This is a genomic window from Desulfoluna sp. CYM3A (assembly GCF_056829965.1).
In genome coordinates this window covers 5877881-5900450 of sequence record NZ_CP186556.1, presented here as the reverse complement: position 1 = coordinate 5900450, position 22570 = coordinate 5877881, and the positions used below count along the sequence as shown (strand labels likewise).

At 52.2% G+C, this 22570-nt stretch carries 19 protein-coding genes; 7 read left to right on the top strand and 12 right to left on the bottom strand.

Annotated features, from left to right (window positions below):
* Positions 1-18: 18 nt before the first annotated feature.
* The 8 genes from ACOYW1_RS29660 to ACOYW1_RS29625 form a co-directional block, all read right to left on the bottom strand.
* Positions 19-366 (bottom strand): TIGR04076 family protein, encoded by a 348-nt coding sequence (locus ACOYW1_RS29660; protein ID WP_482420798.1) that lies wholly within the window; start codon positions 364-366, stop codon positions 19-21.
* Between the two features lie 633 nt (positions 367-999).
* Complete coding sequence (locus ACOYW1_RS29655) at positions 1000-1926, bottom strand: transposase (RefSeq protein ID WP_482420797.1); 927 nt, start codon at positions 1924-1926, stop codon at positions 1000-1002.
* A 1399-nt stretch (positions 1927-3325) separates the two neighbouring features.
* A complete protein-coding gene (locus tag ACOYW1_RS29650; RefSeq protein ID WP_482420796.1) occupies positions 3326-3847 on the bottom strand; it encodes a hypothetical protein in 522 nt (173 codons plus the stop codon).
* 664 nt (positions 3848-4511) lie between these two features.
* The gene (locus ACOYW1_RS29645; RefSeq protein ID WP_482420795.1) at positions 4512-4964 is read right to left on the bottom strand and encodes a transposase; all 453 of its coding nucleotides are present in this window, start codon (positions 4962-4964) and stop codon (positions 4512-4514) included.
* A gap of 218 nt (positions 4965-5182) precedes the next feature.
* Positions 5183-6124 (bottom strand): zinc ribbon domain-containing protein, encoded by a 942-nt coding sequence (locus ACOYW1_RS29640; protein WP_482420794.1) that lies wholly within the window; start codon positions 6122-6124, stop codon positions 5183-5185.
* Between the two features lie 216 nt (positions 6125-6340).
* The gene (locus ACOYW1_RS29635) at positions 6341-6880 is read right to left on the bottom strand and encodes a YajG family lipoprotein (RefSeq protein WP_482420793.1); all 540 of its coding nucleotides are present in this window, start codon (positions 6878-6880) and stop codon (positions 6341-6343) included.
* A 267-nt stretch (positions 6881-7147) separates the two neighbouring features.
* Positions 7148-7777 (bottom strand): hypothetical protein, encoded by a 630-nt coding sequence (locus tag ACOYW1_RS29630; protein WP_482420792.1) that lies wholly within the window; start codon positions 7775-7777, stop codon positions 7148-7150.
* Between the two features lie 30 nt (positions 7778-7807).
* The gene (locus ACOYW1_RS29625; protein WP_482420791.1) at positions 7808-8179 is read right to left on the bottom strand and encodes a hypothetical protein; all 372 of its coding nucleotides are present in this window, start codon (positions 8177-8179) and stop codon (positions 7808-7810) included.
* Between the two features lie 1422 nt (positions 8180-9601).
* Here ACOYW1_RS29625 and ACOYW1_RS29620 point away from each other — a divergent pair.
* Complete coding sequence (locus ACOYW1_RS29620; RefSeq protein WP_092213129.1) at positions 9602-9886, top strand: hypothetical protein; 285 nt, start codon at positions 9602-9604, stop codon at positions 9884-9886.
* A gap of 593 nt (positions 9887-10479) precedes the next feature.
* On the opposite strand, the gene hisD is transcribed toward ACOYW1_RS29620, so the two are convergent.
* The 4 genes from hisD to ACOYW1_RS29600 form a co-directional block, all read right to left on the bottom strand.
* Positions 10480-11778, bottom strand: coding sequence for a histidinol dehydrogenase (gene hisD, locus ACOYW1_RS29615; protein WP_092213131.1), 1299 nt, complete (start codon positions 11776-11778; stop codon positions 10480-10482).
* Positions 11779-12154: 376 nt separating this feature from the next.
* Positions 12155-13651 carry a glycosyltransferase gene (locus ACOYW1_RS29610; RefSeq protein ID WP_482420790.1) on the bottom strand — a complete coding sequence of 499 codons (1497 nt, stop codon included), beginning with the start codon at positions 13649-13651 and terminating at the stop codon, positions 12155-12157.
* 541 nt (positions 13652-14192) lie between these two features.
* Complete coding sequence (locus tag ACOYW1_RS29605; RefSeq protein ID WP_482420789.1) at positions 14193-14954, bottom strand: hypothetical protein; 762 nt, start codon at positions 14952-14954, stop codon at positions 14193-14195.
* Complete coding sequence (locus ACOYW1_RS29600; protein WP_482420788.1) at positions 14951-15508, bottom strand: MptA/MptB family glycosyltransferase; 558 nt, start codon at positions 15506-15508, stop codon at positions 14951-14953. The genes ACOYW1_RS29605 and ACOYW1_RS29600 overlap by 4 nt, the downstream gene beginning before the upstream one ends.
* On the opposite strand from ACOYW1_RS29600, the gene ACOYW1_RS29595 reads away from it, so the two are divergent.
* From ACOYW1_RS29595 to ACOYW1_RS29570, 6 genes are all read left to right on the top strand, one after another.
* Positions 15483-16334, top strand: a complete 852-nt coding sequence (locus ACOYW1_RS29595) for a sulfurtransferase (RefSeq protein WP_482420787.1) — start codon at positions 15483-15485, stop codon at positions 16332-16334. The two genes, ACOYW1_RS29600 and ACOYW1_RS29595, sit on opposite strands and share 26 nt — an antisense overlap.
* 367 nt (positions 16335-16701) lie before the next feature.
* Positions 16702-17355, top strand: coding sequence for a hypothetical protein (locus ACOYW1_RS29590; protein ID WP_482420786.1), 654 nt, complete (start codon positions 16702-16704; stop codon positions 17353-17355).
* 1188 nt (positions 17356-18543) lie between these two features.
* On the top strand, positions 18544-19446 hold the full coding sequence (locus tag ACOYW1_RS29585; protein WP_482420785.1) for a 3-hydroxyacyl-CoA dehydrogenase: 903 nt from the start codon (positions 18544-18546) through the stop codon (positions 19444-19446).
* Between the two features lie 361 nt (positions 19447-19807).
* Complete coding sequence (locus tag ACOYW1_RS29580) at positions 19808-20452, top strand: helix-turn-helix transcriptional regulator (RefSeq protein ID WP_482420784.1); 645 nt, start codon at positions 19808-19810, stop codon at positions 20450-20452.
* 4 nt (positions 20453-20456) lie between these two features.
* Positions 20457-20834, top strand: coding sequence for a RidA family protein (locus tag ACOYW1_RS29575; RefSeq protein ID WP_482420783.1), 378 nt, complete (start codon positions 20457-20459; stop codon positions 20832-20834).
* 503 nt (positions 20835-21337) lie between these two features.
* Positions 21338-22381, top strand: coding sequence for a threonine synthase (locus ACOYW1_RS29570; RefSeq protein WP_482420782.1), 1044 nt, complete (start codon positions 21338-21340; stop codon positions 22379-22381).
* The last annotated feature ends 189 nt before the right edge of the window (positions 22382-22570 follow it).

Here is a 22570-nt window from a genome sequence, read left to right as displayed (position 1 = left end):
AACACAATAGAAATAAAACTAACTGAAAAACTTTCCCTTAAAAAAATTTTCATGTCCAAGTTTCTTTGCAGTCATCCGAAACATAACGCAACCGTCCGGGCATACAATGTCCTTGTTGTATTTACCATTTCCACCGATGTTCTCTAAATCCCCCCCACTTCTGACCGCCTCCATGATCGGGAACATCATCATCATTACTTTGGAGCAGATACCCTGACCATCCTTATTCACAGGGCAGCCATACGTGCAGGTGTACTTATCTCCAATTTCCTCACCGTTTCTGCAATATCCCTCTGTTTGATCACCTCGAAGAAACCCTGTCACCTCGATGTCCCATTCATATTCTTCATCATACCATTTTTTCACAATCAACCTCCAAGCTATTGTTTGTAAACCTGAAAACTTATTCCATTTGATGTACCCTGAGATGAAACTTCAAACCGCGCAGACTACTGAGATGGCTTACTCACTTAGCACAAACCCGCTTTCTATGTCTTTTGTGCATTTCTACTTTTGCCAAACACTGTCTCAGCAAACCGTATCCTTGTAAAACGCCGCTTTTACGTATAAGGTTTCTGCCTGTTTTTCAGACACAATCAACCATCAATCAACACACCGTCACTATCTCGGCTTTGACACTGATGTGGTGATCCTCAAAGGTATAACTCACGCAATGATTCGCCCAGCTATCAAAACAGTACTTCCACTCTTCAGCATCCTCCTGGCCGCTGCGATCGTGGTTGCCGACCCCTACGATCAAATCCTTCACAACACACAGGAAAACACCCTGCCGTCGGCTCCTTGTTCCCATCAGGATGTTTCAGGGTCCCCCCGAGCCTACTACACAGGAGAATCGGGCCAGCGTCTGTTGAACCCCGCCACAACGCAGGGGTTTCCCACCACCCGTCAGGCCGTGTGGAAAAATCCGCCTCTGAGAAGCGACTATCCGAACTAAGGCCCATCCCAAATGAACGCCTGCACGTCCCTCAATGCTTACGCTCAAGCCTCAGTCAGTCGCTTTAGAGAATACATCCCCTCAATTCCTTTGACACGCTGCGGGATCTTTTCCCGCGTCGTCTGGAACCGGTCTTTAAAGGTTTCGTAGCGGGTTTCGACAAATGCCCTGGACCCGATAATCCCCGAATCCGTAAAATACCGGGACCTGTATCGAAGGCGTCTGACGCGATTCATCTCGAACCCTCGCACCGTCTCTTCATCCAGAACCTGTTTGGATATCCGCGCTTTCCCCCTCTTCTCGATGGCTCCGGCATGGTAGAGATACTCTCTGTATGTCCTGAGCTGCGTTGAGGCATCGTCGACACCGAAATCAGGGCTCCCCAGGTCCGACGAGAGAAAGCCATCCTTATTGCCGGTCTGAATATGATATCCGATTGAGCACCAGCGATAGTCCTCTGGGCGTTTGACGATACCGGCCCTCACCGCATTCAGATCGATGTAGGCAAGACAGTGGATCAAGGTGTTTCCCTGCTCAACAATCACGCTCTTAAAGCGCTCTCCCCAAAGAGTCCCCTTTCGCTTTTTACGTTTATTGTAAAAGCACGAAAACCGTTGCTTGATATCCTTCACATAGGCCGACAGGCTGCAGAACCGCTCCCGGTACTCCGTAAGCCGCCCCTCGGGAAACGCCGCGTCTTCACCATAAAGACGCTGAAACCGCCGCCGCACCTCCTCATCGGAAATCATGTCGCAAGGGCTCACCTCAACCAGCAGATGAAAATGATTTCCCATAACGGCAAACCCCAGGACGTCCACACAATAAACCGATGAAAATGTCTGAATGATGCGAACCAGCTCGTCCTTTTCAACCTTCCCGAACGGAAGGCCGTCCAACGCAGTGCGGCTGATCACATGGTAAGCGGCCTTCTGACCTGAATCCGTCACGACCATACGGGGAACTCGCGGCATAGCACCCTCCTTCACGGTCTTGCAGAATTTGATGTGGCTTTGGTTTTGGTGAGTCGATTTTGATATGATTACGGAGTGATATTGATTTATAGAACTAAATCACGGATGGGCATGAGAAGGACAGCATAAAGAGCCTGTCCTCTGTTTTTCTATTGCAACCCACCTCGCAGGCCCGAGGTGGGTTACCGCTTGCGCGCTAAAAGCAATACTCTATGAGGCCAGCGCCTACCGAATACCAAGCTCTTTGAACAAAGGATAGATGTGACCTTCGGCCGCTGGTAATCCTTATTGTTAAGCTGCGTTTAACTCGGGAAGATTTATTCCAATTTTTTAAAACTCATAAACAGTTCCCATACCAACAGACTTTACTTTAAAACCATCTGCAATGAGGTCTTTTATGTATAATTTATTGTATATAAACATAAAAACCAAACTACTAATATTGAATGTAAAAATTGCAGCTAAGAAAATAATAACAGCCCACTTCCAGTCCCCACGAAACAATGGCGGAAAAAGCCAAAGAAGAAGACTGTCCAAGAAAAACCTACAGGAGCTTCTTTGATCTGCCCCGTCTGAGGGTTCTCAAGTACAATTTTTGTATAAGCCATTTGGTACCCTGACTGATGATGAAAAAGTTAAATATCAAATACTTAATATACACAAAATCAACAATCTTCAGTTTCATAACGCATTATATTGAGTGCACTCTGAGAAACCCAGATAATACATTGAATTTTCGTCACTTCGATTATTCAAAGACCAAAAACGGAAATTCGATGCAACCACTATCCACCTTCTGAAGTTCACCACTGTCGAAGAACAAATTTCGGAAACTCGCGTATCTGACCATTTCTTATTGGGCATGGATAGACACCCCATCAAAAACAGCATTTTTTTACAGAGCTTACATCCAAAGATGCACGACCAGCGCCTTTCCATCTATCGACATCGAAATATCTTAAGTCATACGCTTTAAAAACCAAATTATCAATATTGAAATACTTATTTCACTTCACAGAGAACTTTATCCAACACATCGTAATGACGCCATATGATCTATGTCGACATTTCTCGCAAGAAAGATTTAATTATTAAGCAAAGCATTATCTATTCCTGTAAATCGTTACTGATACTAACCTTTACAGAGACTGCTCATTGCCGCCGATGGCATCGCTTTTGTTTTTTTAATTTGTTGCGCCTAATGCGGATTATGATACTATGCGAGGGATAAACGTGAATGCTATAGAATGAATAGGCGGAAATTATTTCAAGAATCATCGAAATAAATAACATTACGAAATGAAGCATCCAGACCATCACCGAGCCCCTTTAGAAGCATCAATACAAATCCGAGGGTCGGACAAGAAGGAGAAGAAACGAATGGGGAAGGGAGAAGTGATTAGAGAACAAAGAGCCTGCCCCCTGTTTCTATAAATGTTGGCCCAGACAATAAAAATGTTTCGTCATAAATTGATTCATACTTGATTACAATTTTCAACCATAGAATATCATGCATAAATTTCGCTTTCCCTTGGTTATCTTCCAATATTTTATATATTTCAAGTAGCCGATATGAATCTCCTGAAGCCATAGCCTGCTTATTTCCCGGGAAATACATTTTTTTATCAAATTGGCCTATTTCGAGTTCTTCATCGAGATTGATCGCTATTTCATCTGAATTTTTGCCTAAGGACTTATCATTAAAAGTTATTTTGTAATCAGTAATAATGGCGGGCCCAATTCCAGTATTATTCAGATATAAAACAAAATCCTCATTTTCTGATTTCACATCAAAATTTAATAATGGCCTGACTGAAAGTTTGTTATGCTTTCTCGTAATACACCCTTGCCATATCGTCGCACCCAATGCGCTCAAAGCTATAAATACAGCAGCAATGGAGACTATGAGTTCATAATCCATAATACTCCCCAATATATTGAATTAAAGATCATTGGAGCGTGTGTAAACCGAAAGCGTTTCCATACAGACTTAAAAAGCAGAAAGGGGCAGCGATTATAGTTGCAACGTAGCATAAATAGCCTGTTCCCTGATTCTATTATCCGAACTAAGGCCCATCCCAAATGAACGCCTGCACGTCCCTCAATGCTTACGCTCAAGCCTCAGTCAGTCGCTTTAGAGAATACATCCCCTCAATTCCTTTGACACGCTGCGGGATCTTTTCCCGCGTCGTCTGGAACCGGTCTTTAAAGGTTTCGTAGCGGGTTTCGACAAATGCCCTGGACCCGATAATCCCCGAATCCGTAAAATACCGGGACCTGTATCGAAGGCGTCTGACGCGATTCATCTCGAACCCTCGCACCGTCTCTTCATCCAGAACCTGTTTGGATATCCGCGCTTTCCCCCTCTTCTCGATGGCTCCGGCATGGTAGAGATACTCTCTGTATGTCCTGAGCTGCGTTGAGGCATCGTCGACACCGAAATCAGGGCTCCCCAGGTCCGACGAGAGAAAGCCATCCTTATTGCCGGTCTGAATATGATATCCGATTGAGCACCAGCGATAGTCCTCTGGGCGTTTGACGATACCGGCCCTCACCGCATTCAGATCGATGTAGGCATAGATAGATCAACATGCTTCCGTGCCAACAATCACGCTCTTAAAGCGCTCTCCCCAAAGAGTCCCCTTTCGCTTTTTCAGCTTATTGTAAAAGCACGAAAACCGTTGCTTGATATCCTTCACATAGGCCGACAGGCTGCAGAACCGCTCCCGGTACTCCGTAAGCCGCCCCTCGGGAAACGCCGCGTCTTCACCATAAAGACGCTGAAACCGCCGCCGCACCTCCTCATCGGAAATCATGTCGCAAGGGCTCACCTCAACCAGCAGATGAAAATGATTTCCCATAACGGCAAACCCCAGGACGTCCACACAATAAACCGATGAAAATGTCTGAATGATGCGAACCAGCTCGTCCTTTTCAACCTTCCCGAACGGAAGGCCGTCCAACGCAGTGCGGCTGATCACATGGTAAGCGGCCTTCTGACCTGAATCCGTCACGACCATACGGGGAACTCGCGGCATAGCACCCTCCTTCACGGTCTTACAGAATTTAATGTGGCTTTGGTTTTGGTGAGTCGATTTTGATATGATTACGGAGTGATATTGATTTATGGAACTATCTCACAGAAAGGGGCGAGGGGTCCAGCATAAAGAGCCTGTCCCCTGTTTCCTCTCGTTGATGACACACGAACGAAGCGAGGGGACTGAGCGGTCCTTTAAATCGACTTGTTAGAAACGATTTAGGATTTTCCTAAAAAATAGAACAAAATCTCAACTATAGCTGACCAACTTATTTTACTTTTTTTCTTTGGTTTTGTTATTTTGGTTCTTTTATTTTCTTTAGTAGAAGTAATTTCATTCAAATCGTTGGAATCTTCTTCAAGATGCCACGTTGGTCTGTAGCTTCCAATTACATACCCATTTATTTTTTGAATTATTGGCTTAATACCAACAGCAATATCTTGGTATTCACCTTTTACTTTTTCATATGATGTTCGGTAATCCCATTTTGGGTCTTTTTTTGGGTTTATGCTGTCTGGAAGTTTTTCTAACGTTTCAAAAACAGATTGCCTGTTTAGGACAGGGCATAGACCGTAATCATTGATCGCAATTTCAAGATCATGTTTGATTCTATTTTTGTCAAAATGCCACTTTCCAGAATTATCGAATTTGCCATAATCAAGCCAGCCACCACCCCATTGGCTTATTGGCATATTGAGCTTTTTACACCCCCAAATATTAGCTTCATAATCTCTTTCTCCAAAGCAATATTGGTCAGGTTTATAGGCTTTTTGTCTGTTACGATAGCAGCCCACCCCATGATATGTGAGATCCTTCTTTGAGGCTGGTTGCCCAGCAATGAGCATTTGAGAGGATTTCCAAGAGCCAACCAAATCATAGAGATTAATAAGTAAATCAACCTCTGTTATAGGTAATGAAATTTTGTATTTAGTTTGTTTACCTTCTCCCGAAACAACATACGAAGGAAGATTTTTACAAATTTGAATGGCTTTATCAAAATTTGAAGATGAACTTTGCCCAAATGTTATTTCAACATTTGCAGTATGATCTTGTTGAATAGGTGACATAACTCGATCTGCTTCTGTCACAGGATCACCACATTGAGAACAAAATTTTGCTCCTTCGTTAATTCCTGCACCGCATTTGTCACAGACTAACATTTCATCTCCTTAAACGTACGTATATTGATTAAGTTTCTAACGCCGCAAATAATCGTAGCATAAAGAGCCTGTCCCTTGATTCCTTGATTCCTTGATTCCTTGATTCTATTATAGCGTTTCCATACAGACTTAAAAAGCTAAAGGGAAACAGTGACTTATTTGCAACGTAGCATAAAGAGCCGTTTTACTGTTTCTCTATGTTTTGTCCCCTGTTGTTTATAATACGTCATTTAATTGTGCATCGGTAAGAAAATCTTGGATACACGCTGAAATTACTTTTGTAATCATTAAGTGTTCATATCCTGGGGCTCTAGTGGCTTTGGAAGTGTGGTTAACTTTTTTTGTATATATTAGTTCATTGTTGCGTTTAATGTTAAAAGTCACCTCTAACTCAAAACTTTGAGTACTTATTCCAACCCAATCATAATAAAACCGATCTATTGTACCTAAAACGGTAACATTCGAACTATTTGAGAGGGTATACCCCGAATAATGAAGCTCTTTTCGAACTGCATCGGCGAAAATACTTTCAACATCATCGGAAAATACAACATTACCAAGGGCTGAAGCTTTTTTTTCAGGTTGATTTTTTTGAACTATACCTTGAGTTGAAGCTCTATAATCAAATTTTTCTATTGAAATACTGCCACTACCTTTCGATAAATTCGAAGGATAATAATTAATTGGTATTATCGTTGAGCAGCCCAAACAGAAGAAACAAACACCGAAAACAATGGCCGATACAATTTTTTTCATTAAGCCTACCTGTATCTCAAAAATTAAATATAGCCTTAAAAACAAATACCTACTAAATTTCGATACTATCAAAAAATAAAATTGAGTAAACTCTGAAATAATAGACCTTAACGCGTCCCCCCCCCCGTGGGGTACCAATGCAAGATAGCGACACAAAGAGTCTGTCCACTGTTTCTCTGTTTCTTTAAGAATCAAAATGCGCTTAGACGCCAAAATGTCAAATGTGTAGGCCTGACCCCGTCACGCTCTTAAGTTTTTTGTTGGCTTTTAAGAACTCCAATATTTTGTAAATATGATATTTGCTATAACCCCAGTTGAAATGCTCGTAATAATCGAAAAGATGAAGAGTTTAAATTTATTTTCATATTTTTTTAATACCATCTTTTTCTTTTTTTCAGCTTCTTTATTTAACACAACAAAACTTGGCATTTCGGCAGTCACGCTACTACCAGCCCAAACCCCAAAGGTTATTGAAAATATGAATGAGAAAACTAAAAAGACAATAACAGCAAAAAAGTAGCGAGCCCAAAGGCCGGAAGACATAATGTCAATTAATAAATCGACTTTTCCATCAAGGCTTGGGCTTTTTGCGATATATTGGTTTATTGTCGTCTTCTGTAAGGCACACAATTTTGACGCTGTGAAAAAACAAGCAAGAACAGATGTAGCAAAAAACGACAAACCAACAAATAGAGCTATTTTTCCATCATTATTCTGTATGAAGTTTCGAAATTTTGATTTTGTTGATAGTAATGTTTTTATATGACCTGAAAGTAACGCTTCCATATCTGCACCCCAAGTACGGGCGGTATGCTTTATATGAAAAGTGACGAGACCCGATTTTAAAGACGCTCGTTTGGCCAAAAGTACTTTTTCATCATCTTCGGCAATTGTCAATCTTGCCACCCGATGGCATAAATGATACCTCTATAGATTGCTTTTCGGGTGGTTTTCGAGATCTTGAAACGAAAGTAAATAGGACCATTCGAGATGTATTTGTGTTGAGGCGACTGGTCTTACTTCCTTATAGGAAGATAGATCATCTAAGCTACGAAATAAAACTGAAGAATTATCTTCAAATACAATTCTTGCAGAAAATTGTATTAATGAATTTTTGTTCTGTTGTGATATTCGTTGTTCTATCAGAAGATAAAGGTCTTCAATATCTTCATATTGAATATCGAAAGCACCTCTGAGCGCTTTGGAAATAGTTTGAGGCTTACCTAATAAACTAGAGATAAAAGATGCAAACTCTCTCTTATCAAAAGGTAGAACAACAGCTCCATCTGAATTTTCCATAATTTCATTCGGTAGAGACTGTCTTTATAAATTTCTGACATGTAATTTCCTCATGATTTGAAGCCAACATTGTGAATACCCGGCCAAATTTTCTATGTATCCCCCATATAAAATGGACAATTTTCCAGGGTATCGGTTATTCAAGGGTTAAAAGTGGAAAATCGAAGGGGTTATTTTCCATGTGTTGAAGTTCAATACTGTCCAACAAAGATTTCCGTTATCTCGCGCACCAAAACACTTTGCACGCTGAGCAAAAACCACATCCCATCAAGTACCAAAACCTCTGTTTTACAGCATTATCACCAGCCAGCAGACTTCCCGCATCCACAAAGGGGTATTGATACACCCCGATGGCAATGTCCACTTTTGTGGCTTTAATACGGTGATACCCGGAAAATTTTCCACCTTTGCTCTTGGACACGGATAGTTTTCCATGTTTGCCCCTTGATACCCCCATCGAAAACAGCTTCGCAGGCAATGTAATGCATCACCTTTCCAGCCGAAGACCACCGAATCATTTCAAGTCATACGCCTGAAATTTCGAATTTTCAATCTGAAAAACTCATTTTCCCGTAGAAAGAACTTTATCCAACATACCGTAAACCAATCATATGGTTCATTTCAATATATCTCGAAATAACGAAGCGATTATGCAATACGGCGTTCTCTTTTCCTGCATAGCGCCTCGGAAACCAGCTTTCAAGGTGGCCCACCTTGCACCCGGAGACATCGTTTTTGATGTTTTTATTTTTGAAGCGGCCTCAAAGCAGCTGATGAGACCACTTAAACCTGGCGGTGAACGCTTCAGAAAGGTTAGACCGATGTTATTTCAGCAAAAATCGAAATGAATAACAGCATGATTTAGTGACAAAAAAACTATTGACACGTCAAAAGGATGGAATTAGGGTGAGAGGTAATAACTAGTTATTACGAAGATCATGGAATGCATGTTGCGACCCGACAGGATGCGCGAACATCCTGCCAGGCCTGACCAAAACAACCTTTGAAGGAGGTCGTTATGGCTACACGATTTTTTACACCACACTCACCCCCATTTCAAGTCGTATTTTCCTCGTCACGCGCAATCCAGCGCGCCTTTCACCAACACTATCGCCGTACAAAATGGCCCTTGATCACGCGGGTTTCTGACTGACAGGCGGAGTTGCGCCCCTTCGGAGCCTTGTGTTGTGCTGCGGCAGGCCCGGCCTTCTGGTTTGGGCTGGGTTTTCTCTTTTTCCTTTTGCCGGGGGGGCGCAAAATCAGGTCATAGGTTAATAGGGCATAGGATATTTGCGGCTGGACGTCTTTGTACTCAATACAAAATACGATTCGCCGGAAATGCGAACGATCCTCTGCCAAGGTCTCCCCTTTTCCTTTGACCTATCTCCTATCACCTCTATCACCTGTTTTAAAGGAGCCACCATGACTTCACCGGACAGCCAGCCCGGCCCTGTCATGTTTTCCGGGTCGGAGATTGCTGAGCTTTGCGATGCCATCAAGGACGTTCATCGCCTCCTCACATCCGTGGGGGCGTTCTTTTCTGAACTGGAAGCTGCCGAGGCCCCGGGAGGAAACGGCCTTCAGATCGATTTCAAGAAATGGGGACTCAGAACCATCACCGAGGACCTTTTGGAGCGGCAATACAAGGCCGTGGATCGGATTGTGGCGTTTTATAGAGAGGAGCAGGAACGGATGGGGGAAAAGTGAATAGGGAATAGTGAGTAGTGAATAGGTTGGGAAGAGCTGTGGGTCGGGAGGGCCTGCGGTTTGGGGAATAGAAGGGTGGAGAAAGGTGAGTAGCAAGTGGTGAGTGGTGAATAGGTTGGGAAGAGCTGTGGGTCGGGAGGGCCTGCGGTTTGGGGAATAGAAGGGTGGAGAAAGGTGAGTAGCAAGTGGTGAGTGGTGAATGGGTCGGGAAGAGCCGTGGGTGGGGAGGGCCTGCGGTTTGGGGAATAGAAGGGTGGAGAAAGGTGAGTAGCAAGTGGTGAGAGGCGAATAGATTGGGAAGAGCCTTGGGTGAGGAGGCTTGCGGCTTGAGGGACCGAAGGGGGGAAAAGGGCGGGGTCGTGCCGGGAGGTGGGAGGGTGCGGCTCCGTTCCTTTTGGGGAAAACACGAGATAAAATTGGTTTAAGAGACAGTTCCGGGAGATTGTGGGGTTGAAATAGAGGGGTGCGGTTAAAGAGGGGGCGGTGGTTTTTGCTAAATAGGTCATCTGAGGCGGGGGCGGTGCGCACGGCGCACCCTACGAGGAAACAAACCGGCACCCGGATTCGGGTGCCGGTTTTTAATAGGCGCTAAATCAGGAAACCCTGACTTTTACAGAGCGGGCGTGGCCGCTGAGGCCCTCGGTTTCGGCGAGGAGCATGACCTCTTCGGCTTCTTTGCGGAAGGCGTCTTCGGAGTAGCAGATCAGGCTGCTCTTTTTGGTGAAGTTCTCCACGGACAGGGCTGAGGAGAACCGGGCGGTACCGGCTGTGGGCAGGACGTGGTTGGGGCCTGCCACGTAGTCGCCCATGGGCTCGGGGGTGTAGTGGCCCATGAAGATGGCCCCTGCGTTTCGGATCATACCCACCACTTCAAAGGGGGCTTTCACGAGGAGTTCCAGGTGCTCGGGGGCCAGGCGGTTGGCCAGCTCGCAGGCGGACTCGATGGAGTCGGTGACCATGATGGCGCCGTAGTCCCGGATGGATGCCCCTGCGATCTCTTTACGGGGCAGCTCTTCCAGCTGGCGGTCCACTTCGGCGCGGACCTTCTTGGCCAGCTCTGCGTCGGTGGTGACGAAGATGGAAGAGGCCAACGGATCGTGCTCGGCCTGAGAAAGAAGGTCGGCTGCGGCCCATACCGGGTTGGCGCTCTCATCGGCGATGGCAAGGATCTCGCTGGGGCCTGCGATCATGTCGATGCCCACGGTGCCGGAGACCAGCTTCTTGGCCAGGGTCACGTAGATGTTGCCGGGGCCCACGATGACGTCCACCTTGCCCACGGACTCGGTGCCGTAAGCCAGGGCGGCCACGGCCCAGGCGCTGCCCGCCTTGTAGACCACGTCCACGCCCGTGCGCCGTGCGGCGGCCAGGAGGTGCTTGTTGACGGTGCCGTCGGCCATGGGGGGCGTGACCATGGCGATGTGCTTGACCCCTGCGATCTTGGCGGGGATGGCACCCATGAGCACGGAGGAGACCAGGGGCGTCATGCCGCCGGTGGCGCCGGGCACGTAGACACCGGCGGCGTCCACGGGGTTGACCACCTGACCCAGGGTGACCCCTTTGCGGGGCATGTCGATCCAGGAATTCTCAAGCTGCTTGCGGTGAAAGGACTCCACCTGGGTGGCGGCCAGATCCAGGGCCTTCATAAAATCGTCGTCCACCGACGCAACGGCCTCGTCGATCTCGGCTTCGGTGACCACGAGCTGAGAAAGAGTCATCTCCGGGGCGTCGAAACGGCGGATATAATGTAAAAGAGCTTCGTCGCCGCCTGTGCGAACCGCCTCGAGAATATCGATAACGCCCTTTTCGTCCTCTGCCGTGTATCCCAGGCCACGGTCCGTGATGGCACGAACCTTGGCTTCAGCCTCTACCGAAGGATAGTTGAAAATGTCCATGATGTCCTGTCTCCATGCCCGCCTTGTGGGCAGATTGTCTCTTGCTATATAACTCGGTCAATCCGTCGTAACATAGGGGTAACTGTTCAGCCTGACGTCGCCTTCGGCAGCCCTGTTTAAATCATCCGGCAAACAGGTAGTTAATGACCACTGCCAACGCAGCGGCCGCATTCCCGTGCGTCCCGTCCCTGCATCGCGACCTGTGGGCGCAGAGGAAAGCCGGGTAACCGGAACGTTTTTAAGGCGCTTTTTTGCAAAAGCGTCCCGCCAAAGGCATCGCTGAATAATCACAAAAGGCCTGCATTATACCCGGAGCCACCCTCTGTGTAAACCGGCTTTCCCCTTGCATAAACCGAATATCCGCAGAGAAGGTTTTCTACCTGACGAACGGATCCAGGGACGAAGGCGCGCATTCCCCCGCGAACCGGCTCTCCCGGGCCAGGATGGCCCCGGTGAGAAGATAGCCCGCAGGCACGGCCAGGGCCAGTGGAATGGCGTACAGGGCCAGGGTGTCCAGGGCAAAGAGCATGGGAAACGCCGTTGCCACCAAAAGGACAAAGGCCACCATGGCCCTGCCGAAGGTGGCACGGCCTGCCCCAAGGGTCTCCCGGGTTGCGGTGTCTTTGGAGGTTCCGTACTTGGGAGTTCGCTTAAACTCTCCGTGGCTCTGGAAGAAGCCCTGCACCGCTGCCCGGGCCAGGAACGGGGCCACTCCGATGCAGACCAGGGGGATCATGGGCACGTAGCGCACAAGATGCCGGGTGCGTGGCTCTGTAAAGGCATACACCGTGTAGTAAAAGAGGATGGCCCCGCAGCTTCCGGTGAGGGCGGCCACCCCGGGGATCCAGGCCAGGGACGCGGCCCGCGTGCCGTGGACCATCAGGGCGGGCCAGAGGGTCACCGTGGCAACAGCTCCTGCCACCCAGCCCAGGCCACCCAACAGATGAAAGATTGCCTCCACCTTCACCCGCCGGGGCAAGGCTGTGCTGAGAAGACGGGGCAACACCTTCACCGCGGTCTGGCTGGCCCCCTTGGTCCACCGCTGCTGCTGGGAGATAAAGTCCGTGAGGGTGGGCGGCAGCTCGGAAGGCACCACACACTCTCCGTAATAGGAAAGCCGCCATCCGGCCATCTGGGCCCTGTAGCTTAAATCAAGGTCTTCGGTGAGGGTGTCCGCACGCCAGCCCCCTGCCCCGATGATGGCCTCTTTGCGCCACACCCCGGCCGTGCCGTTGAAGTTGAAAAAGCGCCCCCCCGCATGTCGGGTGGCGTGCTCGATATCAAAGTGCGCGGACAGGGTCAGGGCCTGGACCCCGGTGACCAGAGAAGATTCATCGTTTAAAAACCCCCATCGTGCCTGGACCATGCCGATGCCCGGGGACGTAAACCGAGGCATGGTCTTCAGCAGAAAATCCGAAGGCGGGATAAAGTCGGCGTCAAACACGGCAATATAGTCGCCCCGGGCCTCTTCAAGGCCTGCTGCCAGGGCCCCTGCCTTGTACCCCTTGCGGCTGGGCCGCCTCAGCACCGAGGCCGTCACCCCGCGCGCTTTCAGCCGGGCCACGCCCTGGTCCACCACCTCCCGGGTTCCGTCCGTGGAGTCGTCCAGTACCTGGATCTCCAGGCGATCCAAAGGCCAGGAGAGAGCCCCTGCCGCCGCAATCAACCGCTCGGCCACGGCCTCTTCGTTATAAAGGGGAAGCTGCACCGTCACCACAGGCACCTCGTCCGGCACGGCCGCCACGCCCCCTCTCCGGCGCCGTACACCAAGCCACTCCCGCAAAAGAACCAGCCGGTGCACACCGTACAGGGCCACCAGGACCACGGATATCAGGTGAAGGAGATACATCGCGTGAAACAGCAGATCGCTCATAAAAGGCCCTCTGTGATCGAGTTAGGAGATAAAACAGCAAAAAACGATGCCTCCGGCGGCAAGGCGAGCCACCTTGAAAGCTGGTTATTAAAACGATTTAGCCCTCGCTTGGCTTCGGCCTGCATGGCAAAGGTAGGGTGCACTCCGTGCACCGACATCAAAGCCCGGCATATCTCGAAGGCATCAGTAACATCGAAACCCTGGGGAACCCGGGCATGGTGCACAGAGTGTACCCTAAAGGCGGTGTCATCGCTGCCACCATGGTGGCCCAGGCGATGGGCACGGCTCCAAGGCCGTGGCCATCCCAACGGGTTCGGCTTTGCCTTTGCCCATCCTACGTATTTTCGGCACATCACCGCCGGTCGCCGTATGTCACCTAAGGATGTCGGGTCTCTCCTGCAAAAACGCTTGCCGTATGTCACACGGCACGCGAATGCTTAGATAACGCTTCGAGAATGATTGCCTCCATGCATTCGCCATAGGGTTTCAAGGTGCCCCCACCTTGCCGCCGGAGGCGTTTTTTACAGCATCAATACAAAAATCATGCGTTGGTTTTGCCCTTCCACCAGACCACCAGCAGAGCGCACACCGGCACACTGAAAATCCAGAAAGGAATCCAGGCCCCTTCGGACCAGACCCCGGCGGACAGGTAGTCCGTAAGCACATTATACCCCAGAAGGGGGGTCAGGGTCATGAGGTAGGCCGGGGCCACGCCCACGCGACCTGCCCCCATCAAAGGCAGGCACATGGCCAGGTAGAGGCCATACCAGGGGTGCAGGGTGGGGGTGACAAGGAGCCAGGCAAAGGCCGCCCACCCCATGAAAAAACCGGGGGTTGAGGGGGACCGAACCTGACGGTAAAGCAGCCCGGAAAAAGCGCAGGCCAAAAGGGCTGCCATGGTCAGACGGGCCAGGCCGTTCATGCCGGTTACGTCCCGCGCCGTGCGAAAGAGAAACCCGGAAAACTCCCAGGTGGTGCCGTACACCCGAAGGGTCTCCAGGGCGTGGGCGGCCTGGGGCAGATAGGGCACCACCAGAAAGACGGACACCACGGCCCCGCCAAGTGTCGCCCACCCTGCCCGCCTGCCTGCGGCAAGGAGCAGAAAAGGGGCGAACATGGCCGGGATCAGCTTCACCCACACGGCCACGGCAAAAAGGCCCCCAGCCCAGATCGCCCTTTTCTGGCCCCTGGCCGTGGAGATCAGCAGGGTGGCGGCCAGAAGAAAGGGAAGGGCCAGGGCGTCGATGTGGCCGGACCAGGCGATCTCCCAGACCACCAGGGGGTTCCAGGCGTAGAGGATCACCCTGTGGAGCGGTGGTCCTCCCCGGCCGGAGCCGTGAGAAACAGGACAATCACCGCAAGATCTGCGGCCACCAGCAGGGCCTTCATCCCGGCCATGCCCAAGGGAGCGGAAAAACGAAAGAAAAACTGGGCCGCAGGGGGATAGAGGGTGACCAGCGAGGGGTGGTTGACCTTTGTGGCCAGCTCAGCCAGAATAGTCTCTGCAGCGGATTCGTCACGGCCGGGCATAAGCAGTGATGCGTAATGCTCGGGAGACCGTGCATAGGGGCTCTCCCCTTCTACCTGGACCATCCCGTCAAAGAGGTACCTGTAGATATCGTCCGACAACACAGGGGGAGACACCACAAAGGGCAGCCGAAGCAACAGGGCAACGACCAGAAGGGTCGAGGCCTTCAAAGGCCAGGTGCCGGACTCGGCCAGACGGGCATTCGCATAAACCAATCCCCCCTGAACGCAGGCAGCCGCCATGAATATACCCATGGCAAAGGGGCGGCTGCAAAAGAGCAAACCCATCCAGGAGGCAAGACAGATGCAAAAGAGACTTGCGACTCTCATACCCATTCTCATGTTGGTGGTCTCGGTGTGTGTCGTTGGAGTGCCCGCAGGGGCGGTGGAACGGATCACCCCGGGCTCGTTGGATACCATGGAGGAAAAACCCGTTATCCTGGATGCCCGGCCGAAAAAGGCGTGGGCCAAAGGGCACATCCCGGGTTCCTTCTCCTTTAACTGGGAAGAGTATACAAAAACCGATGACCAAAAGATACCTTACAGAACCTTTCCTCCCAAAGAGATGGCCGAAGCCTTAGGAGCATTGGGTATCCAGGCGACGTCGCCCATCGTCATCACCGGAGATGCAGACAAGTCCTGGGGCGGCGAAGGCTGGATCGCCTGGTTCCTTGAGTGGCTCGGCCATCAGGGCCCGGTTTACCTCCTGAACGGAGGCATGCCCGGCTGGATCGATAAGAACCTTCCTTTGAAGGAGCAACCCGAAGGGCTTCAGGATACCCCCTTGAGGACCCTGTACACACCGACCCCAGATGCCACCGTCTTTATCACGGCCGAGGACCTTCGGAACAACCCGGACACCTACACCCTGGTGGATACCCGCTCCTTCGCGGAGTGGCTCACCGGCCACATCCCCGGGGCCGTCCACATCTCCTGGAAAAAGATGGTCGATAAAAACTCCCGCACCCCCATCTCCCCGGGGGCCATGAACGCCCTTCTTGCCAAGAAAAAAGTCCCCCTGGACAAACCCGTGGTCTACTACTGCACCGGCGGGATCCGCTCGGGCTGGGCCTGGTTGGCCCACACCATGGCAGGGCTCCCCACCGCCTTCAACCTTGAAGGGGGGTATGAAGAGTGGCACGCGACAGAGCATTAACCCGAATAGTCTGTAACATCCTGTAGGGTGTGCTTGCGCACCATGTGTTCGGAAATCCCATCTCTTTTGCCAGGTCTAAGCTGCGCGTAGGACACCCGTACATGGGTTTTCGTGGCCGTTCCGATTTATCGACGGTGCGCAAGCGCACCCTACCTCACATCCCCGACACCGTCGGCAACATGTCAAATCCACATAAGGGCACGCTTGCGCAACCCGCTTTCATCGTAGCAGACCTTGCCGCCGAAGGCCGCTTCAGGAGAGCTGAATCATTTCAATGCCGCCTCCGATAATCGCCAGCAATTCTTTTTGGCGCATGGTAGATCATGGCCAGACGACACAACCACGTGACCGATAAAAGGAAGAAGCCATGAATACCGTATTTGCGCCAGGGTGCGCGCTGGCCATTGAAAACCCCGGGGCGGCGGACCGCCTCTTGACCCTTCTGAATCAACACATGGGGCCCACCCAGCGGCTTGATACCTGTTGCAGGAATTCTCCGGAACTGCCCCCCGGCACCACCGTGATAAATGTCTGTGCGGGGTGCGACAAACGCTACAGGGAAAACTACCCGGACTGCACCACGATATCCCTTTGGGAGATTCTCGATAAAGAAGATTTCTGGACCTTCCCGGACCACAAAGGCGCATCCATGTCTGTGCTTGACCCATGCCCTGTGCGAACGGAGAACAGGGTCCATGGGGCCGTGCGCTCCCTGCTTGAAAAAATGAACATCCAGGTCAGGGAAGCCGACAAGACCAAAAACAAAAGCATCTGCTGCGGGGACAGTGCCTGGGGCGTGTTGCCAACAGAGAAAATCATAGAAAAAATGACCCAGAGAGCGGATCAGATGCCCGAAGAAGACGTGGTGGTCTACTGTGTATCGTGCATCAAATCCATACATAACGGGGGGAAGACCCCGCACCATCTGGTGAATTTGCTTTTCGGCCAGCCCACAGCCCCCGGCACATGCGATCCCGATCAGTGGCATGCTGAGTTGGAAGCTTATGTCCGATCACACTGACCAACACCCCAGGTCTACGGAGACTCCGTGGAGCCATAAGATATGGAGCGCCGCACTCCAGTGCGGCATAGCCACGGGACACGAAAAAAGCCGCACGGGAGTGCGGCGCTCCACCAGGCGCTATCGCCCGGCCCGGGGTACCACGACACGTAAGATTCAAAATAAAAGCAGAGTAAATGAACCCGGCTTTAGGGGGCAATGTCGCCTTAAAGCAGCGCCCCAGGTCTACGGAGACTCCGTGGAGCCATCAGTATTGAGGACGCCGCACTCCAGTGCGGCATAACCACGGGACACGAAAAAAGCCGCACGGGAGTGCGGCGCTCCACCAGGCGCTATCGCCCGGCCCGGGGTACCACGACACGTAAGATTCAAAATAAAAGCAGAGTAAATGAATCCGGCTTTAGGGGCAATGTCGCCTTAAAGCAGCGCCCCAGGTCTACGGAGACTCCGTGGAGGGCGTAGGATCTGGAGCGCCGCACTCCAGTGCGGCATAGCCACGGGGCATGAAAAAAGCCGCACGGGGGTGGAGCACTGCCATACAGGCGCTATCGCCCGGCCCGGGGTACCACGACACGTAAGATTCAAAATAAACAGAGTAAATGAATCCGGCTTTAGGGGGCAATGTCGTCTTAAAGCAGCGCCCAGGTCTACGGAGACTCCGTGGAACCATAAGATATGGAGCGCCGCACTCCAGTGCGGCATAGCCACGGGACACGAAAAAAGCCGCACGGGAGTGCGGCGCTCCACCAGGCGCTATCGCCCAGGCCCGGGTACCACGACACGTAAGATTAAATATAAAAGCAGAGTAATCAAACCGGCTTTAGGGGGCAATGCCGTTCCAGAGCGGCGCCCCAGGTCTACGGAGACTCCGTGGAACCATAAGATATGGAGCGCCGCACTCCAGTGCGGCATAGCCACGGGACACGAAAAAAGCCGCACGGGAGTGCGGCGCTCCACCAGGCGCTATCGCCCGGCCCGGCGTAACCATTGATATATCGCAGAACCACACAATAAAAAGGAAGTAAACTGCGACATATCGCGGATGCGATCCTCTCACGAAACAAGAGCCCCGCCAAACGGGCCTTTCGCCATATGGCATGCTTGCCTGATTTTTTCCTACGCCGCGCCACCGCACTGCGATGCCGACGGCAAGACCATCTCAATACACCCCACTTTAAGGAGAGACGGATGAAGAAGGTAGAACGCGTGTTGATTGTCGGGGCAGGAACCATGGGCCAGCAGATCGGGTACCAGTGCGCGGCGTGCGGCCTGGACGTGACCCTCTACGATACCAGCGAAGAGGCGCTGGCCAAGGCCCTCACCACCATGGAAAAAATTGGCAAAGCCATGGAGGCCGGGGGCCGGGTAAGCCCGGAAGCGGCCGGGGACGCCATGGCCCGCATCCGCACCACAACCGACCTTGCCGAGGCCGGAAAAGACGCGGACCTGGTGAGCGAGTCCGTGCCCGAAGACCCCAGGCTCAAAGCCTCGGTCTTTTCCTCCCTGCACGCCATCTGCCCGGAACACACCCTCTTCACCACCAACACCTCCACCCTGGTGCCCTCCATGATCGCCGAGCACACCGGGCGGCCCGACCGGTTCGTGGCCCTTCACTTCCACGACGTGCGCATCACCAACATCGTGGACATCATGCCCCACCCCGGCACCTCTGAGGAAACACTTGCGGCTGTCCGCGAGTTCGTCTTCCAGATTGAGCAATACCCCATCGAGCTCAAAAAAGAGCAGCACGGCTATGTGTTCAACACCATGCTCTCCCAGCTCTTCGGCTCCGCCCTTACCCTTGCCAGCCGCAAAGTGGCCTCCGTGGAAGACATCGACCGCGCCTGGATGGGCATCATGAAAACCGCGGTGGGCCCCTTCGGCATCATGGACTCCATCGGCCTTGAGACCATCTGGAAAGTGACGGATTACTGGGCCCAGGTTACCAAGGACCCGCAGAGCCAGAAAAACGGCGAATTCGTCAAAGCCTACGTGGACGCAGGAGACCTGGGCGTCAAAACCCAGAAAGGGTTCTACAGCTACCCGGACCCCGCCTTTATCAGTCCGGAGTTTATGAAGGGGATTAAATAAAATTCTCTTGTTTTGGCATGCCGCACTCCGGTGCGGCATGTGCCACGTCCCCCGAAAAAGCCGCACAGGAGTGCGGCGCTCCATCTTTCATCCCGCCCCACGCGATGCCCAAACACATAAAGCGTGGCATCTTCCGCTCCAGGCCATTACCCCAGCCCTTTGGAGCGCAGCACTCCGTGCGGCATACGCCACGCCTCCCCAAAAAAACCACCCACCGGCGTGCGGCGCCCTCACCCCTCTCCCATATATTTTTTTATTGCCTTTTGTATAATTTTTTATACAATACACCCATAAATCATGGCAAAAATCGAATTTATAGATTTTTTTATATTTCAAACCAATATAAAAACCCAGGAATCCCATGCAGAGCCCGGACACCCGACTGAGATCGTACATCCCCGTCGCCGACATGATCGCCAGCACGTTTGGAAAGCACTGCGAGGTGGTCATCCATGACCTCTCCATGCCCCAGAACTCGGTGATCTATGCCGTCAACAACCACGTCACCGGACGACAGGTGGGCCAGTCCTTTGACCACCTGATCAAGCAGGTGCTCCTTTCGAAGCAGTTCAAAGGGGACATGACCGCCAACTACAAAACCGCCACCGAGGACGGCCGGGAGATCAAATCCTCCACCGCCCTGATCCGGGACGCCACAGGAGAGGTCATCGGTGCCCTGTGCATCAACTACGACCTCTCGGCCATGGGGCCTCTCAAGGCCTTTCTCGACGACTTCCTGCCCGTGGAAGCAGAGCCCGAGGCCCCGGCATCGGCCCCCGTGGAGAACGTGGTGGAGATCGTGGACGACCTCATCGAAAAAATCATCGCCCAGGCAGACACAGCCGCCATGAAGAAAAAAGAAAAAATCCGGCTCATCGCCTTCATGGAGAGCAAAGGCATTTTCCTCATCAAAGGAGCCATGGACAAGGTGGCGGCCCGGCTGGGCATCTCCAAGGTCACGGTCTACAGCTACTTAGATGAAATCAAAAAAAACAAGGCAAGGTAACCCCATGGACACCATCACCACAGACAACGCCCTGAAACCGGCCGGTCACTACAGCCAGGCCATCGTCCACAACGGCATGATCTACACCTCCGGGCAGCTGGCCTTTGATGCCGAGACCGGAGAAAAAAGAAAAGCAACCATTGAAGAGGAGACCCTCCAGGTCCTCACCAACCTGGAGCTGGTTCTCAAAGAAGCGGGCAGCAGCAAGGACAAGGTTCTCAAAACCACCCTCTACATCTCGGACATCGCCCTGTGGGACCAGGTGAACCGCGTTTACGCCGAGTTCTTCGGCGACCACAAGCCCGCCCGCTCCGTGGTGCCAACCCACGGTGAGCTGCACTTCGGGTTCCATGTGGAGCTGGAGGCGGTGGCCGCTCTTTAGCAAACAAATCGCTCTGGTTCTTCTTGGCTATGGTTTGGCACGCAACCTATAAAAAACCGGGAAAAATCCACCGAAACGGAGCGCCGCACTCCGGTGCGGCATTTTAGTCCGTCATTACCCGTGCCGCACCGGAGTGCGGCGCTCCAAACCACCCTTGCCGCCCAAGGCAGCGTTACTCAACACCGAGGGGCAGAGGCAAACCCTGAGACCGGATATCTTTCGTTCCCAGGCTCCGCCTGGGAATGATGCATGGAGGCCCTGCCTCCACAAAACGAGTAAAACGCTTAAAACGTTAAACAAACAGGCTTTTGCTCTGACGTTCGAGGCTCCTGCGAGACTTAAACCAGGAAAATTTTTTGCGGAGCTTTTTTTCAAAAAAGCGACCCGCCGGAGGCATAAAACAACCCTCACCGAGGACACAGCATGGCACGATACATCGATCCCAAAACCAGCGAGACCTTTGCATAACAACCGCCTGGAGAGCCCCTTCGGGTGGTCCCCTGATGCTCACCGAACTTCCCGGCATCACGCGCGAACAGATCGACACCTCGGTTCGCTCCATCTGGCGATACCGGGCAGCCTTTCCCTTTGAGGTCAAAAAGCCCATCACCATGGGTGAAGGGTGCACCCCCCTCGTCACCAAAACATTCGGCGGGGCGTCCTGCTCATTCAAGCTGGAGTGGTTCGCACCCACGGGCTCCTTCAAGGATCGCGGCACCTCGGTGATGCTCTCCATGCTCAAGGCCCAGGGCATCACCTCGGTGCTGGAAGACAGCTCCGGCAACGGGGGCTGCTCCGTTGCCGGGTACGGGGCCGCAGGGGGACTCTCCACCTGCATCTGCGTGCCCGAATCCACCTCCCCGTCCAAGATCGCCCAGGTGCGGGCCTACGGCGCCGAGGTGGTGCTGGTCCCCGGCCCCAGGGAGGCCACCGAAGCAGCGGCCATCGAAAAATCCGCCGAGATCTTCTACGCCAGCCACAACTGGCACCCCTTCTTCCTCCAGGGCACCAAGACCCTGGGCTACGAAATCTGGGAAGATTTTGGCTATGACTTGCCGGACAACATCGTCATCCCCGGCGGGGCCGGAAGCAACGTCCTGGGATGCTATATCGCCTTTAAAGAGCTCATGGCCGCAGGGGAGATCAAAAAGATGCCCCGGATTTTTCTCTCCCAGCCCGCCCACTGCGCCCCGGTGCACGCCAGCTTCCAGGCCGGTGCCGAGGAGTACGTGGAGACCGACTTTGCCCCCACCGTAGCCGAGGGTACGGCCATCAAGCGCCCTATCCGTATGAAGCAGATCCTGGCGGCCCTGCGGGAAAGCAACGGCGGCACCGTGGCCATCCCCGAAGAGGAGATCATCAAAACAAGCCTCGCACTTGCCCGCACCGGCCTCTACACCGAGCCCACCAGCGCCCACGCGGCAGCGGCCTTTACCCGGCTCCTGGAAACGGGAACCATCAAAGCAGACGAAAAGACCGTGGTGATCTTGACGGGCACGGGCATCAAGACCACGCCGTTTTATGAGGCGCAGATGGCTTCGGAATAAAAAAAGCGCCTCCGGCGGCCAGGGGATGATCCCCTGGACCCCAGGTTTGCAAATGCTACGGGGCTAAAGCCCCTCCTCATTTGCGGACGGGCTGCGCCCGTAAAGCTTGTTTGCTTCGCTCCCAGGCTCTGCCTGGGAGTGTCCCGGCGCCCGAGAAGAGCTGCCTTGCCTGAAGGTAAAAGCGAACGC